The organism is Streptomyces sp. NBC_01237 (assembly GCF_035917275.1).
In the GTDB taxonomy this organism is placed as follows: Bacteria; Actinomycetota; Actinomycetes; order Streptomycetales; family Streptomycetaceae; genus Streptomyces.
The window spans coordinates 779,512-796,575 of the sequence record NZ_CP108509.1 but is presented as its reverse complement, the minus strand read 5'-3'; the positions used below and the strand labels follow the sequence as shown (position 1 = coordinate 796,575).

The following is a 17,064-nucleotide window of genomic DNA, read 5'->3' as shown; positions in this document are numbered from 1 at the left end:
CCCCGTCGCCCGGTTCATCGCCCTGCCGTCCCTTCCACGGCTCTGTCCGTCAGCACCGCGCCGATCGAGGCGAGCGGAACGGGATCCAGCATCCCGTAGTGGCCGCACGCGACGTCGAAGGCCGAGAACCGCCCGCCGCCGTACGCCTGCCAGACCTCCGGGGCGGTGCCCGGCCCGTCCGACGCGGCGCGGAAGTGGAGCACATGCACACCCCGTGTCCGTGCCGGAGCGGCCCGCAGCGCGTCCACCGCCGACCGCACCGCCAGCCGTGCGCCCTCCACCGCCCGCTCCCCGAGCAGCGCGATCTGCTCCGGTGGCGTCCCGTCCGCGGCGAACCCGGCCGACCCGGCCACGTGCCGGTGCGTCTCCTCCCAGTCGGGCAGACCCTCCTCGGGCGCCGGGTACGAGTCGAGCAGGGCCACGAACTCCACGGGGTGCCCCCGCTCCACCAGCTCCGCGGCCACCGCGTAGGCGAGGGTGCCGCCGACCGACCACCCGAGCAGCCGGTACGGACCCTCCGGCTGCACCTCCCGGATCCGCCGCGCGTACTCCCGTACCAGCTCCTCCGGCTTGCGCGCACCGCCGTCCGGATCGGCGAGACTCGGTGCCTGCAGGCCGTACAGCGGCACATCCGGGTCCAGGTGCGGCAGCAGCCGGGCGTACGGCCAGGCGAGGCCGCTCGCCGCGTGCACCGCGAACAGCGGCCGCAGACGTCCGCCGGTCCGCAGCGGCAGCAGCACGTCCAGGCCGGTGCCGTCCCCCTCGCCGTCGAGCCGGCGTGCGAGGGCCGCCGGGGTCGGCGCCTCGAACAGGGCTCGGACGGACAGCTCGGTGCCCAGGACCGCACGCACCCGGCTCACCAGCCGGGTCGCCAGCAGGGAGTGCCCGCCCAGATCGAAGAAGCCGTCGTCCGGTCCGACCCGCTCCACCCCGAGCACCTCGGCGAACAGCGCGCACAGCGGCTCCTCGTGCGCGTGGGCCGGCCCCCGGTGGACGGTGGCGCCGTACGTGGGGGCAGGCAGCGCCGACCGGTCCAGCTTGCCGTTCGGCATCAGCGGGAACCGCTCCAGCTGCACCACCGCCGACGGCACCATGTGCTCCGGCAGCGTGTCACGGGTGAAACGCCGCAGCTCCGCGCCGTCGAGCACCGTGCCCTGCTCCGCCGCCAGGGCGTACGCGACCAGCCTGCGGTCTCCCGCCCGGTCCTCCCGTACGACCGCGACGGCCTGCGCCACACTCCCGTGCCGCAGCAAAGCGGCCTCCACGTCGCCGAGTTCGATCCTGAAGCCACGGACCTTCACCTGGCCGTCGAGCCGCCCCAGGTACTCCAGCTGCCCATCGGCCCGCCACCGCGTCCGGTCGCCCGTGCGGTACATCCGGCCGCCGGGCGCGCCGAACGGACAGGCCACGAAGCGCTCCGAGGACAGCGCCGGCCGGTTCAGATAGCCGCGGGTGACGCCCGCGCCGGCGATGTACAGCTCTCCCGGCTGCCCCACCGCGACCGGCTGGAGCCAGGGATCCAGCACGTACATCCGGGAGTTGGGGACCGGCCGGCCGATCGGCGGATCGCCGTCGGCGTCCCGCTCGCCGCTGCGCCACCACGTCGAGTAGGTGGTCGCCTCGGTGGGGCCGTAGATGTTGGTGACCGCACAGCCGGGCACCCGCTCCCGAAGCTCGCGCAGCAGGGCGTGCGGCACCGCCTCGCCGCCGAGCACCACGTGCCGTGCCGACACCTCGAAGGCGTCGCCCGCCAGCATGCTCGCCATTGCCGAGGGAACGCCGCTGACCAGGCTCCCCTCCCAGCCGTCCCGTTCGAGCAGTGCGAACAGGTCGTCCACCAGCTCCAGATGGCCGCCGAGCGCGAGGGTCGTGACGATCTCGAAGACCGACACGTCGAAGCTGAGCGAGGTGGACGCCAGGACCCGCGCCATGCCGTCGGCGCCGAAATGGTCCTCGACGGTCGCCACGAAGTTGACGGCGTTCGCGTGCTCGACGACCACGCCCTTGGGGACGCCGGTGGTGCCCGAGGTGTAGATGACGTAGGCGGGGTGCCGGGGGAGGAGCGGTCCCGGCCGCTCCGCGTCCACGATGTCCGTCTCCTCCTGCTCCTGGACGCGCCGTGCCACGGAGGGGTCGTCCAGGACGAGCGCGACCGTCCCCTCCGGCAGCACCCCCCCGGTCGCCTCGGTGACGACGGCGAGCCGGGGCCGCGCGTCGCCGAACATCCGCGCCACCCGGTCGGCCGGGTAGCGCACGTCGACCGGCACATAGGCGGCCCCGGTCTTGAGCACGGCGAGCAGGGCGACGACCATGTCCACGGACCTCGGCAGGGCCAGGGCCACCCGGGTCTCCGGTCCCGCACCTTCGGCGAGCAGCACGCGCGCCAGACGATTCGCCCGGCGGTTGAGCTCGTCGTGGTCGAGGGTCATCCCCTGGTGCGAGAGGGCGGGCCGCCGCGGGATCCGCGCGGCTCGCGCCTCGATCAGGCCGGGAAGCGTGGCCGGTGACACCGGGCGGTCGGTGGCGTTCCATTCCTCCAGCACCTGTCGGCGCTCGCCGTCCGAAAGGACCGGCAGGCTGCCGGCCGCACGGTGCGGATCCTCGGCGATCGCCTCCAGGATCCGTTCGAGCCGCCCGGCGATCCCCTCCACCGTCCCGCGCCCGAGCAGATCGGGCCGGAAATCGATCCGTATGCCCAGTCGCTCGGCCGGAGTGCAGATCAGGGAGAGCGGATAGTGGGTGGCGTCGAACCCCGTGACATCGACGAGAAGTGCTTCGCCCAGACGGCGTTCGCCCGTGTCCATCGGATAGTTGTCGAAGACGGTCGTGGTGTCGAACAGGGCCCCGAAGCCCGCCTGCTGCTGGATCTCCGTCAGCCCGACGTGGTGGTGCTCGAACAGGTCGAGCTGCTCGTCCTGGACCCGTTCGAGGAGATCGAGCAGCGTGTCCCGCGGGCCGATCCGCACCCGCGCCGGAACGGTGTTGATGAGGAGGCCGACCATGGTCTCGACGCCGTCGACCTCGGCGGCCCGCCCCGACACCGTCATCCCGAAGAGCACGTCGCCCTGCCCGGTCAGCTGCCGCAGCACCAGCCCCCAGGCCACCTGCATCACCGTGCCGAGTGTGACCCCCGCCGCGCGCGCCCGGTCCGTCAGCGCGGCGGTGCGCGCGGCGCTCAGTCTGCGCACCACCCGTTCGGGCACCACCGTGCCCCGCGCCCGCGGAGCCACCAGCGTCGGCCCCTCGATCCCGGAGAGCGCCTCCGCCCAGGCGTCACGGGACCACTCGTGGTCGACCTCGCCGAGCCAGTCCAGATAGGAGGTGTACGAGGGGGCGGCAGGCAGCGGGTCCGCCGCCGCGGCACCGGCACCGGCGTCGTACAGCCGGAACAGCTCGTCGAGGAGGATCGAGGTGGACCAGCCGTCAAGAATGATGTGATGGTTCGTCAACGCGAAGCGCCACCGGGTGTCGTCCAGCCGGATCAGCAGGAAGCGGATCAGCGGCGGCCGGGCGGTGTCGAAGCGCCGCCGCCGCTCCTCCTCGACCAGCCGCGCGGCCTCGGCCTCCCGGTCGCCGGGCGCCGTCCCGGTGAGGTCGGCCGTCCGCCAGGCCGGCTCGACCCGGGCTGCCACGAACCGTACGGGCGCGCCCGACGCGTCCGTACGGAACCCCGAACGCAGGCTGTCGTGCCGGTCCTGGAGGACCTGGCAGACCTCTCGCAGAAGAACGGGGTCGACCGGGCCCTCGAAGTCCAGTGCCAGCTGGATGGTGTAGATGTCCTGGCCGTCGGTGTCGAACGCCGTGTGGAAGAACAGCCCTTGCTGGAGCGGCGCCGGTCTCGACGTCCGCCCGTGGGTGCGATCTGATGCGGTCACGCCGTCTCTCCCGGTTCGCCGGTCTGTGTGGTCAGGGTGTCCAGGGCCTCGAACCAGGCGTCGGCCAGGGCCTCCACCCGGGGCCGCTCCAGGACGGCCTTCGGATACGCCCAGGTGATGTGCAGTTCCGGCCCGTCCCCGCGGTCGTGGACGATCGCGGACACCTCCAGGAGATGCGTCAGGGGCATCTCGGGGTCGCCGCCTCCGGCGACCGCGCCGGCTTCCGGTGCCAGGCCCCAGTCGGACTCGTCCGGCCGGTCGAACCTGCCCAGGTAGTTGAACAGGATCTGCGCCCGGGGCAGTGCCCCGAGCACGGGCGCGGTCTCCGGATCGAGATGGCGCAGCAGACCGAAGCCGAGCCCCTTGTCGGGCATGCTCCCGAGCTGGCCGTCCACGGCCCGCACGGTTCCTTCGAGATCGTCCGGCCGCCCCGGGAGCCGCACGGGGAACATGCTGGTGAACCAGCCCACGGTCGCCGACAGGTCGAGGTCGCCCGTGATCTCCTCGCGGCCGTGTCCCTCCACGTCCACGAGGAACGGCGCGTCGCCGCGGGCCGCCGCGCCGTCGGAGGCACCACCGGGGACCGGTGCCGTACGCCAGTGCCCCGCGGCCGTGCTCAGCGCGCCGAGCAGCACGGCGTTCACCCCGACGCCGAGCCGGGCGGGCACGCGGGTCAGAAGCGGCTCCGTCCGGTCGGCGGGAAGGATCCGGGTGACGGTGTGCTTCGAGCCCTCGACATCACGGGCGGCCACGAGGCCCGCACCTTCGACGAGATCCTCCGCCCCTTCGGCGAGCCCGAGCCAGAAGGGGAGTTCCGACACCCGCCCGCGCGCCTCGCGCTCCAGTCGGCGCCCCCAGTCGGCGAACGAGACGGGCGCGAAGTCCGGCCCCGTCGTCCGCTGGGCGCCGCCGGTGCTCAGGTCCTCCAGGAGGATCCGCCACGAAACGCCGTCCACGACGAGGTGGTTGATCATCAGGAGCAGCCGGCCGGCCCGGCCGGGACCCGCGTCGAACCACACCGCCTGGAGCATGTTCCCGTCTCCGGGCGCCAGACGCCGTCGTGCCGCGTCCGCCTCGGCGCGGACCAGGTCCGCGAGCTTCCCGGCGGCCGGGCCGCCCGCGTCGATCCGTACGACGCGTCCGGCCGCGTCGACCGCACCGCGCGGCAGGACATCGAGGCGCCACGTGGAGGCGCGCGTCAGCCGTATCCGCAACGCGTCGTGCCGGTCGAGCAGCGACTGGACCAGCGCCCGAAGCCGTGGCAGGGACAGGTCCGCCGGGGTCCGTACGAGCACGGACTGGTGGAAGCCGTCGACGGGGCCGCCCCGCTCGCGCTGCCAGTGGACGATCGGGGTGAGCGGCACCTCGCCGGCCGACGACGCCGGGGCGGGTCCCGTCGCCGCGCCCGCCGCGGGCGTCCGCACCTTCGCGTGGACGGCCAGTTCGGCGACGGTCCGGTACCGGAAGACGTCCCGAGTGGAGATGGCCAGACCTCGTGAGCGGGCCCGGGACACCAGCCGGATCGACACGATGCTGTCGCCGCCCAGCTCGAAGAAATCGTCCTCGACGCGGACGTCGGGCCGTCCGAGGATGGCGGCGAACAGTTCGCACAGGAGCCTCTCCGCGGGGCTGTTCGGCCCCCGGGCCTCACGGGCGGGGGAGGCGGGTCCGTGCGGGGCGGGCAGAGCGGACCGGTCGAGCTTTCCGTTGGGCGTGAGGGGAAGCCCGTCGGGGAGCACGACGACGGTGGGGACCATGTACGGCGGCAGCGCCCGCCGCGCCCACGCGGTGAGTTCGGGGACGAGCCCGTCGGCGGTGCCCGCGCCCCGGACGGGTGCCACGTAGGCGACGAGCCGGCGCTCGCCCGGCCGGTCCTCGCGCACCACGACGGCGCTGCGGATGACGTGGTGGTGCCGGTCCAGGGCCGCTTCGACCTCGCGGGGCTCGATACGGAAGCCACGCAGCTTCACCTGGTCGTCGGTGCGCCCGAGGAAGTCGAGTTCCCCTTCCGGGGTCCACCGGACCAGGTCGCCGGTGCGGTACAGGCGGGTGCCGGACGGCCCGTACGGATCGGCGACGAAGCGCTCGGCGGTCAGCCCCGGACGGCCGAGATAGCCTCGGGCCACACCCGCACCCCCGATGTACAGCTCGCCCGGCACCCCCACGGGCACCGGCCGCAGCGCCTCGTTCATGACGTACACCCGGGTCCCGCCCAGCGGGGAGCCGAGCGGTGGACGCTCCGCGTTGTGCGGGCCGATCGGTGCCGCGAGGGACCAGATGGTCGTCTCGGTGGGCCCGTACACGTTGGTGACCTCCGCTGCCAGGGCGGCGAGACCGCCGGCCAGAGCGGGGGGCAGCGCTTCGCCGCCGACCAGGACGCGCAGCCCCCGGACCGCGTCGGGTACCTCCGCCACGAGGCCGGACCACAGGGAGGGCGTCGCCTGGACGGCGGTGACCCCGTGCCGTCCGATCAGCCGGCCGAGGGCGTGCGGCTCGCGCACCTCGTCGGGAGAGGCGAGGACGACGGCCGCGCCGTGGAGCAGGGGCAGGAGGAGTTCCAGGTGGGCGATGTCGAAGGCGACGGTCGTCACGGCCAGCAGCCGGTCGGCGGGACCCAGCGGCAGCCGGTCCCGCATGGCGGCCAGCAGATGGGCGACATTGCCGTGGGTGACCACGACCCCCTTCGGCCGGCCCGTCGAACCGGAGGTGTAGAGGACGTACGCCGTGGAGTCGGCCGGGATCTCCCCGTTCGGGACCGTGCCGTCGCCACCGGCCCCGGCGGTGAGTGCGGCGACGAGCCGGGGGTCGTCCAGGGCGAGCCAGTCGTCGGTGCCGAGCGTGTCGCGGGTGGCGCGGTCCGAGAGCACCAGGAGCGGCGCGGCCTCGGACAGCACCGTCGCCACCCGGTCCCTGGGATGGTCCGGATCGACCGGGAGGTACGCGGCACCGGTCCGGTGCACGGCGAGGAGGGCGACCAGAAGGTCGGGAGTGCGGTTCATGGCCACGGCGACCAGCCGCTCGGGGCCGGCACCGAGCTTCCGCAGATGCCCGGCCAGCCGGTCCACCCGCGCGTCGAGCTCCCCGTACGCGATCCGGCGGTCCCCGTGGAGCACCGCCGCCGCGTCGGGTGTCCTGGCGGCCTGATCCCGGAACCACTGCGGCACCGAACCGGTCGGCGGCCGCGCACCGGCCGCCGGACCGCTCCACCGGGCGAGGACGGTGTGCCGCTGGGCGGGGGACAGGACGTCCAACTGCCGCACCGGCCGGGTGGGACGGGCCGCCGCGTCGGCGAGGAGGGTGGTGAAGTACCCGGCGAGGCGTTCCGCGGTGGCGTGGTCGAAGAGGTCGTGGGCGTGGACGAGGGTGCCGTCCAGGCCCCCGTCGGACTCGGTGAGATCGAGGAGCAGGTCGAAGGGAACGGTCCGGTACCGGCCGTGATCGAGCCTGCCGACGTGGAGGCCCGGCAGTTCCACGGCGCCGGCCGCGTTGTTCTGCAGACTCAGCATGACCTGGAAGAGCGGGTGCCGGGCCGCCGACCGCGCCGGGTCGACGGCGTCCACGACCTGCTCGAAGGGCACGTCCTGGTTCTCCAGCGCGGCGAGGACCTCGGTGCGGACGCGGTCGAGCAGACCGCCGAAGTCCGGATCCCCGGAGACGTCGGTGCGTACCACCACGGTGTTCACGAAGCAGCCGACCAGGTCGTCGAGACCGCTGTCGGCGCGTCCGGCGACCGGGCTGCCGACGAGAACGTCCGTCCCGGCGCCGAGTTGCCGCAGCAGGACCGCCAGCGCGGCGTGCAGCACCATGAACACGCTCGCACCGTGCTTCCGCGCCAGGGCGGTGACACGCGCGTGGTCCTGCGGGGCGAGCCGGAACGGCACCGTGCCGACGCGGTGGGTGGCGACGGCGGGGCGTGGCCGGTCGGCGGGCAGCGCGATTTCCTCGGGAGCGCCGGCCAGCGTGCCGCTCCAGTGGGCGAGTTGCCGGGCGAGGGGGCTGTCGGGGTCGTCCGCTTCCCCGAGCTCCTCACGCTGCCACAGAGTGAAGTCGGCGTACTGCACGGGCAGTTCCGGGAAGTCGGGAGTCCGCCCCCGCAGCCGGGCGGCGTAGGCCGCGGAGAGGTCGCGGAGGAAGGGTGCGGCGGACCAGCCGTCGAAGGCGATGTGGTGGATCGTGATGGCGAGGACATGCTCCTCGGGGGCGCAGGCGAAGAGCTCCGCCCGCACCGGTCTCTCCCGTGCCAGGTCGAAGTCGTGCTCCGAGGCCGCGACCACCGCCGCCTCGACGTCCCGCTTCGCCACCTCCCGCACGGTGAGGTCGAACTCGGCGTCGTTCAGCACCAGTTGACTGGGCACGCCATCGGTGACCGGGAAGACGGTGCGCAGGCTCTCGTGCCGTGTCACCACGTCCCGGAGTGCCGCCGACAGCGCCCCGGCATCCAGCGGACCCGACAGCCGAAGGGCGGTCGTGACGGTGTGCGAGGCGGCTCCCTCCGCCAGCTCGCCCTGCAGCCAGAAACGTAGCTGGGAGAACGACGGCGGCAGTACGTCCCCGCGTGGCCGGGGCCGCAGCGGGCCGCGGCCGGCCCCCGTGTCCCCGAACCTCTCGGCGAGTGCGGCGGGCGTCGGCGACTCGAAGACCGTACGCATCCCGATCCCGTCGTCCAGCACCTCGCGCAGCCGGTTCACCAGCCTGATGGCCAGCAGGGAATGGCCGCCGAGCTCGAAGAAGTCGTCGTCCGCACCGACCGCCGGCAGGGTGAGGATCTCGGCGAACAGCGCGCACACGAGCCGCTCGGCGGGTGTGCGCGGCGGGCGGGAGCCGGTGCCCTCCCCGGGGGCGGGCAGAGCCGCCCGGTCGAGCTTTCCGTTGGGCGTGAGGGGGAGCCCGTCGGGAAGCACGACGACGAGAGGGACCATGTAGCCGGGCAGGGCCCGCCGGGCGTGCTCGGTGATCTCCGGTGCGGGATCGCCGTCGATGTCCGTGGCGGGGACGACGTAGGCGACGAGGCCGCGCTCCCCGGGCCGGTCCTCCCGTACGAGGACGGCGGCACGGCCGACGGCCGGATGGCGCTCCAGAGCGGCCTCGATCTCGCGGGGTTCGATGCGGAAGCCGCGTATCTTGACCTGGCCGTCGACGCGGGTGAGGAAGTCGAGCCGGCCGTCGGCGGTCCAGCGGACGACGTCACCGGTGCGGTACATGCGGGTGCCCGTCGCGCCGTAGGGGTCGGCGACGAAGCGCCCCGAGGTGAGGCCCGGGAGGCCGAGGTAGCCGCGGGCCAGTCCGGCGCCGGCGACGTACAACTCGCCCGGCACCCCGGCGGGCACCGGCCGGAGCCGCTCGTCCAGCACATACACCCGTGTGTTCGCCATGGGCCGGCCGATCGGCGGCTTGCCGCCGTCCGCGTCCCGGTCCGGGTCCAGCAGTCCGAAGGTGGTGAACGTCGTGTTCTCGGTCGGCCCGTAGACATGGGTCAGCACGGTGCCGGGGAAATCCGTCAGCATCTGCCGCACGGCCCCCGCCGACGGCTGCTCCCCACCCGTCCAGACGTGTCCGAGCCGGCCGAGCGCCGGACTCCTCTCCGCGACCAGCAGGTTGAAGAGCGAGGTGGTGAGGAACGCGCTCGTCGCGCCCCCCTCGGTCACGGCCCGCTCCAGCGCCTGCTGCGAGGAGTCGCCGGCCGGCACCATCACGACCGTGCCGCCGCTGAGCAGCGGCACCCACACCTCGTACGTCGAGGCGTCGAAGGAGTGCGGCGAGTGGGCGAGCACCCGGGTGTGGCCACCGTCCGCGGCCCAGCACGGATCGGCGGCGAGAGAGACGATGTTCCGGTGGGTCACCAGGACACCCTTGGGGCGGCCGGTGGAGCCGGACGTGTACATCGCGTAGGCGGCCCCGTCGCCGGCGATGTCCGGCCACCCGCCCGCCTCCGGACCGGTGACGGCCGGACCGTCGCCGTCGACGAGGACCAGCGGCAGGCCGAGCGGCGCGCCCGCGAGCTCCTCGGCCCGCTCCTTCGTGGACGCGTCCGCCAGGAGCAGCGCGGGCCGCGCCTCCTCCAGGACCGTGCGCCGGCGCTCATCCGGGTTGCGCGGGTCCAGGGGAAGGTAGGCGGCCCCCGTGTTCAGTACCGCGAGCAGGGCGACGACCAGGTCGGCCGAGCGGTCCATGGCCACGGCGACCAGCCGTTCCGGACCCGCGCCCTGCCGGCGCAGACGGCCGGCGAGACGGTCGGCCCTTGCCTCCAGCTCCGCGTAGGTGAGCCGGGTCGCGCCGCAGATCACCGCGGTGTCATCGGGCGAGGCGGCGGCCCGCCGCCGGAAGAGCTCCGGTACGGAGGCGGCCGGGACCGGCGTGTCCCGGCCGTTCCACGTCTCCAGCGTGGTGCGGCGCTCGGCGGGGGTGAGGAGCTCCGGACCACCGATGCGCCGCTCCGGCGCGGCGACCGCCTGGGTCAGGAAGGCGGTGAAGCGGCGGACAAGACGCTCGGCGGTGTCGTGGTCGAAGAGGTCGAGGGCGTGGACCAGGCTGCCGTCGAGTGCCCCGTCGGTCTCCGTGATGTCGAGGAGCAGGTCGAAGTCGGCCCTCCGGTGGCTGTAGGGCAGCAGACGGCTGTCGAGGTGGGGGAGGCGCACGGCGGCGCCCGCGTTGTTCTGCACGCTGAGCATGACGTGGAAGAGCGGGTGCCGGGCTGCCGACCGGGCCGGGTTGACGGCCTCCACGACCTGCTCGAAGGGCACGTCCTGGTGGTCGAGTGCGGCCACGACGCTGGTCCGGGCCCGCTGGAGCAGTTCGTGGAAGGTGGGGTCGCCGGAGGTGTCGGTCCGGACGACGACGGTGTTGACGAAGCAGCCGACGAGGTCGTCGAGGCCGACGTCGGTGCGGCCGGCGACCGGGCTGCCGACCAGGATGTCGGTGCCGGCGCCGAGCCTGTGAAGGAGCCCCGCGAGCGCCGCGTGGAGGACCATGAAGGTGCTGACGCCGTGCCGGAGGGCGAGCCGGGTCAGCTGTTGGACGCTGTCGGGCGGCAGATGGAAGGGGACCGCCCCGGCGCGGTGGGTGGCGGTGGCGGGGCGTGGCCGGGTGGTGGGGAGGGGGAGTTCGGCAGGCGCGTCGGCGAGGGCACGCGTCCAGTGGGCCAGCTGCTCGGCGAAGACACTCCCCGGGTCGTCGGGCGCACCGAGCTCCTTGCGCTGCCACAGGGTGAAGTCCACGTACTGGAAGGGAAGTTCCTCCCAGGACGGAGGCCGTCCGTCGAGGCGCGCGGTGTAGGCGTGCGAGAGGTCGCGGAGGAACGGTGCGACGGACCAGCCGTCGAAGGCGATGTGGTGCACGGTGATCGCCAGCACATGGTGGTCGTGGGAGCCGACGGCGAGCAGGACGGCCCGCAGCGGGATCTCGCGCCCCAGGTCGAAGGGATGCCCGGCCGCGTCGGCCACGGCCGCACCGACATCCTTCTCCGCGACCTGCCGTACGGGCAGCTCGACCGTCACCGCCTCCAGGATGCGCTGCCCCGGCACTCCGTCGGTGACCGGGAAGACGGTGCGCAGGCTCTCGTGCCGCGTCACCACGTCCCGCAGCGCGCAGCGCATCGCCACCGCGTCCAGCCGTCCCGTCAGCCGGAGTGCCATCGAAGTGTTGGGCGATTCGCCCCCGGGCTCCATCTCTCCCTGGAACCAGAACCGCAGCTGCGAAAACGACAGAGGGATCACGGTGGTCTCGGCCTCTCGGGTCTCTCGGATCAGTTCGCTTCGCATGCTTCGCGAAGGGCGTTCAGGTGGCGCAGCCCGTCCAGCACGGTCCTGGTGCCGATGCCGTAGTCGATCAGGCAGGCGATCTCGTCCACGCCGATGGCACGCAGCCGCTCGACCGTCGCCGTCGCCTCCTCCACCGTCCCGAACAGCCCCCGCTGCTCGAAGTAGGTGTCGAAGGACTGGGCGACGAGGAAGTCGAGGTCCTCGTCCTCCAGCGCGTCGATGTCGAAGTCGGGGTCGAGGGCGCTGAACGAGCGGGTGAGGAGATGGACCGAGCTCCTGAGATAGGCGCGCAGCGGCCCTTCGACGGTGGCGCGCACCTCGTCCCGGTCGGTGCCGAGGAAGGTGTGCAGCATCAGGACGACGTGCCCGTCCCAGCCGGTGTACGTCTCACGCGCCGTCCGCCGGTAGTCGGCGATCTTCGCGGCGAGTTCGTCGACATCCTGGTGCAGCAGATGGGTGAGGACCCCGGCGCGCGCCGCCGCCGCCGAACGGAAGGTCTCCGCGTCGCCCGCGCTGGTCACCCAGAGCGGCAGTTCCCGCTGCACCGGCGGCGGGAACATCCGTACGGTCGCCGGGGCGCCGTTGCCGTCCACGACTTCGTGGCCGTCCCCCCGCCACAGCCCGCGGAGCTGCTCGATGCTGTCGGTCAGCACGCGTTTGCGGTCCCCGTACGGCACCCGGCTCAGCGCGAAGTCCACCGGGTGCCAGCCGGAGGCGAGGGACACCCCGGCCCGGCCGCCGGAGAGGTTGTCCACGACCGACCACTCCTCGGCGATCCTCAGCGGATGGTGGAGGGGTGCGACGACGCTTCCGGCGCGGATGGCGACGGTGCTCGTGACCATCGCCAGGGCGGCGCCCACCACGGACGGGTTCGGGTAGAGCCCTCCGAAGGGGTGGAAGTGCCGCTCGGGCGTCCACACCGCGCGGAAGCCGTGCCGGTCGGCGAAGCGGGCACCCTCCAGCAGCAGCTCGTACCGTCCGGCGTCCCCGTCCGGTGTGCTGTCGTCGGCGAAGTAGAAGAGGCTGAAGTCCATCGGGAACCCTTCGATAACCCTGGCCGTATCTGATCCGTTCGGTGTCGCGGGCCCGCGCCGCGTCAGTCGGGGCGAGGCATCCTCCGCAGGCCCGGTCGCGCCTTGCGGGCCCCCGTGAGCCGGGAGGCGAGGCCGGCCACCGTGGGCGCGTCGAAGACCGTGCCCACCTGGAGCTCCACCCCCAGTTCGGCGCGGACGCGGCTCACCAGCCGGGTGACGAGCAGTGAATGGCCACCGAGCGCGAAGAAGCTGTCGTCGATCCCCACCGCGAACGCCGGTCCGGTCCCGCTCGACGCGTCCGGCTCTCTCGCCGGGCCGGCCCGGTCCGTTCCGTCCGCCGGTTCCGCCGTGACGAGCCCGAGGACCTCCGCGTACATCCGGCACAGCGCTGCTTCCTGCGGACTCCGCGGCCGGCGGCCGGGACTCCGCAGGGCGCGGAGAGGGGCGGGCAGGGCGGCCCGGTCGAGCTTGCCGTGCGGGGTGAGCGGCAACTCGTCGAGGACGACGATCGCGGACGGCACCATGGGCCCGGGGAGGTACGCGGAAGCCCACGCGGCGACCGACGCGATGAGCTCCGCGTCGTCGGACGCCGCGAAGGGGACGTTGACATGGCGCTCGGTATCCACCATCGGCCCGGTCCCCGCCTCCGGCGGGAAGTCCCGCTCCCCGAAGGAGAACTCGGCATCGACGTGGTCGGGCCCCGCCTTCGCGGACCAGCGCACCACGACGCGGTACCCCAGCCGTTCGCCCAGCCGCGCCAGGTCCTCCGGGTCTGGACGGGAGCCCGGCGACCTGCCGGACGCGCGCAGATCCTCGGCGAGGCGTGCGTTGGGCACCCCGGTGACCCGGACGGACGCGGCGTCCCGCGCGCCGTCCCGCAGGATGGCGGCGAGGCCGTCGAGCGTACGGACCTCCGCTCCCCACAGCAGATCCGTCACCGCACCGGTGCGGGGCCGCGCGCCGCCGGTGCGGCGCAGGACGACGTCGTAGCGGTAGCGGGTCAGCTCGTTGTGATGGGTTCCCCGTTTCAGCCGTACGTCGCAGGTCGCGAAGCGCGGCACGGACCCCTCGGCCGCGACCGTCAGCGACCGGAAGAACTCCGGATCCACCAGCAGCTCCGGCTCCGTGGCCATGCCGTGTGCCACGGCCCGGCGATGCTCCGCACTGCCCGGTGCGGCGTTCGCCGAGCGGGCCGCGACCGCCCCGTGGAAGGGCTCCAGAAGCCCCAGGTGCCGGACATCGCCGACGAACACCGAGCCGCCGGGCGCCAGGGCGGCCGCAGCGAGCTCCAGCACCCGGGCGAGATAGTGCCCGCTGGGGAAGTACTGGAGGACGGAGTTGATGACGACCACGTCGAAGTACCCGCGCGGGACGCCCTCGTGGTCGTCGGCGGGCCGGCTGTGCAGGACGACCCGCCCGGCCAGATCCGGTTGCCCGTCCACCTGCCGCCGCAGCCGCTCGATCACCCGGGGCGACAGGTCGAGCCCCCAGTAGGCCTCCGCCTCGGGGGCGAGGCGTGACAGCAACAGTCCGTTGCCCACGCCGAGTTCGAGGACGCGCCGGGGCCGCAGGGCGCGGATGCTCCGTACGGTCTCGTCGCGCCACTCCCGCAGCTGCTCCAGCGGCAGCGCACTGCCGTCGTAGCGGCTGTTCCACCCGCTGAAGTCCTCGCCGAAGGCCGTCGGTCCGTCGTCGGCGGGCACGGCGTCGTGGACGAGCCGCCAGTCGGCCACGCGGTCCGCGTCCCTCGGGAGACCGGCGCTCGCCGGTGCGGCCGGCTCGCGGCGGACGTAGGCCACGAGCCTCCGGTCGCCGTCCTGGTCCTCGTGCACGGCCACCGCGGCGGCGGACACCCGGGGGTGTCCGACGAGCCGCGCCTCGATCTCGCCCGGTTCGATCCGGTGCCCGCGCACCTTGACCTGGTCGTCCGCGCGCCCGGCGAACTCCAGTTCGCCCGAAGCCCTTCGGCGGGCCAGGTCGCCGGTGCGGTACATCCGCGTCCCGGCCGGGCCGTAGGGGTCCGCGACGAAGCGCTGCGCCGTCATTCCGGGCCGGTCGAGGTAGCCGCGGGCCAGGCCCGCTCCGGCGACGTACAGCTCGCCCACCACTCCGGCGGGCACCGGCCGCAGGGCGGCGTCGAGCAGATGGAGGCGCGCGCCCCGGACAGCCCCGCCGATCGGCGGCGTGCCGGAGCCCTCCGCGAGGGGTCGGCTCATCGTGGCGCAGACCGTGGTCTCCGTCGGTCCGTACGCGTTGATCAGGGTCCGGCCGGGAGCCCAGCGCCGCTGCTGTTCCGCGTCCAGTGCCTCGCCGGCGGCGACCAGGACCCGTACGCGCGGGAGGGCGTCCGACGGCAGGACGCGCAGCACGGACGGGGGCAGGGTGACGTGCGTGATCCGCTGCTCGTCGGCGAGACGGCACAGACCGGGCCCGGGCAGCAGGCTGCGGGCGGGCGCCAGGACGAGCGTGGCCCCGGCGGAGAGCGCCATCGCCAGCTCCCAGAAGAACGCGTCGAAGCTGGGCGAGGCGAACTGCAGGACCCGGCTGTCGGTGTCCACCGCGAGGGTGCCGCGCTGATGGGCGGCCAGGTTGGCGAGACCGGAGCGGGTGACGACCACGCCCTTGGGCAGGCCCGTGGACCCTGAGGTGTAGATGACGTACGCGGGCAGTTCGCCCTGTGCGCGCCGGGCGCCGGTGGGCGGGGCGGCCGCCGGGGCACGCCGCAGCGCCGCGCCGGTCTCCGGATCGTCCATGTCGGTACGGGGTACGCCGGTGCCGTCCGGGAGGACCGTGCCGGAATCCGCGAGGAGCAGCGCCGGCGCCGCGTCGCCCAGAATGTGGGCGATGCGCGCCTCGGGGTAACCGGGATCCACCGGAAGGTGGGCCGCCCCGGTCTTCATCACCGCCAGCACCGCGACGACCAGTTCCACCGACCGGTCGAGCGCCGAGGCGATCACCGTCTCCGGCCCGGCGCCCTTTGCGGCCAGCAGGTGGGCCAGCCGGTTCGCACGGGCGTCGAGCTCCGCGTACGAGACGCTGTCCTCGCCGAACACCAGGGCCGTGGCGTCCGGGGCGCTCCCGGCGCGCTCCTCGAAGAGGCCGAGCAGCGGCCGTGCCGGGGTGTCGGAGATGTCGGGGGAGTCGCCCGGCTCGGTCCGGTCGTCCACCCGGCCGAGGCGGGCCGGCTGTCCGCCGGGGAGCCGGCGGACCCGGTCGCCGGTGCGGTACATCCGGGTGCCGGCCGGACCATGGGGGTCGGCGACGAACCGCTCGGCGGTCGGCCCCGGGCGGCCCTCGTACCCGAGGGCGACACCGTCACCCGCGAGGTACAGGTCTCCCGGCTCGCCCTCGGCCACCGGTCGCAGCGCGCCGTCGAGGACATGGGCGCGTACGGCGGGCAGAGGAGAACCGATATGGGGTAAAGGGCCGGTGACGGGCGCGGCGGTGGAGACGAACGTGCACTCCGCCGGCCCGTACAGATGGACGGCGTCCACCCGCCCCCGCTCGGCATGTCGCGTCAGGTCCGCCCAGAGGGCCGGGGACACGGGCTCCCCGCCGAGGAGGAGCCGCAGCGGAGCGGTGTCCGGCGTCCCGGGCACCACGTAGGGGCGCAGGACCTCCCACTGGGACGGGGTGGCGTCGAGGTCGGTGGCCCCGTACTCCGCGAGGAACCGGGCGAACAGCTCTGGGTCGGCGCGCAGTTCGTCGGTCGGAAGGAGCAGGGTGTCGCCCCGGCAGATCCGGGTCCACTGCTGGAACGGGGCGTCGGAGCCGAGGTCCGCGTTCCACACCACCCGCGAGGGGGCCGGGGGATAGACACCGCTGTCCTCCAACGCGCGGACGAGATGGGCGGTGTTGCGCCGGGTCACCGTCACCCCCCGGGGGAGCCCGAGGGTGCCCGAGGCGTGGACGACGCACGCCGCGGCGCCGTCCGGCACGTCGCTCACCGGGGCCGGTGTGCCCCAGGCGAACGGGCCGGGGCCGGAGGCCGGATCGAGGCGGCACGCGCCCGTCGGCCACTCGGTGCGGTCCGTCTCCGCGGTGAGCACCAGGCGCGCGCCGGCCTGTTCGGCGAGCAGGCGCCGTCGGTGCGCCGGGTGGGCCGGGTCGAGCGGGACGTACGCCGCGCCGACCCGCCACACCGCGAGCATCGCCGTCACCAGGCCGATACCGCGGGGGAGGTTCAGGGCGACGGCCGTACCGGGCTCCGCGCCCGCCGAGTTCAGCGCCCGGGCAGTCCGCTCCACGCGCTCGCCCAGTTCGCCGAACGTCACCGACTCCGACGGTGTGACCACGGCGGCGCGCTCGGGGTGCCGGGCCGCCTCCCGCAGAAAGCGGGTGAGGAGGTCGATCGCGCTGGTGACCACGGACAGCTCCTTGCAAGGGAAAGGGGTTTGC

Annotated in this window: 3 protein-coding genes and 1 pseudogene; all 4 read right to left on the bottom strand. The window is 74.0% G+C overall.

Annotated elements, in window-relative coordinates; all coding sequences use genetic code 11:
- Nucleotides 1–14: 14 nt before the first annotated feature.
- Nucleotides 15–3,875, bottom strand: a complete 3,861-nt coding sequence (locus OG251_RS40000) for an amino acid adenylation domain-containing protein (RefSeq protein WP_326682173.1) — start codon at nt 3,873–3,875, stop codon at nt 15–17.
- Nucleotides 3,872–11,632, bottom strand: coding sequence for a non-ribosomal peptide synthetase (locus tag OG251_RS39995; RefSeq protein ID WP_326682172.1), 7,761 nt, complete (start codon nt 11,630–11,632; stop codon nt 3,872–3,874). Before OG251_RS39995 ends, OG251_RS40000 begins: the two co-directional genes overlap by 4 nt.
- Nucleotides 11,617–12,666 (bottom strand): MupA/Atu3671 family FMN-dependent luciferase-like monooxygenase, encoded by a 1,050-nt coding sequence (locus OG251_RS39990; RefSeq protein ID WP_326682171.1) that lies wholly within the window; start codon nt 12,664–12,666, stop codon nt 11,617–11,619. Before OG251_RS39990 ends, OG251_RS39995 begins: the two co-directional genes overlap by 16 nt.
- Before the next feature lie 116 nt (nt 12,667–12,782).
- Nucleotides 12,783–17,033 (bottom strand): annotated as a pseudogene (locus OG251_RS39985) (amino acid adenylation domain-containing protein); the annotation flags it as partial.
- Nucleotides 17,034–17,064 lie beyond the last annotated feature (31 nt).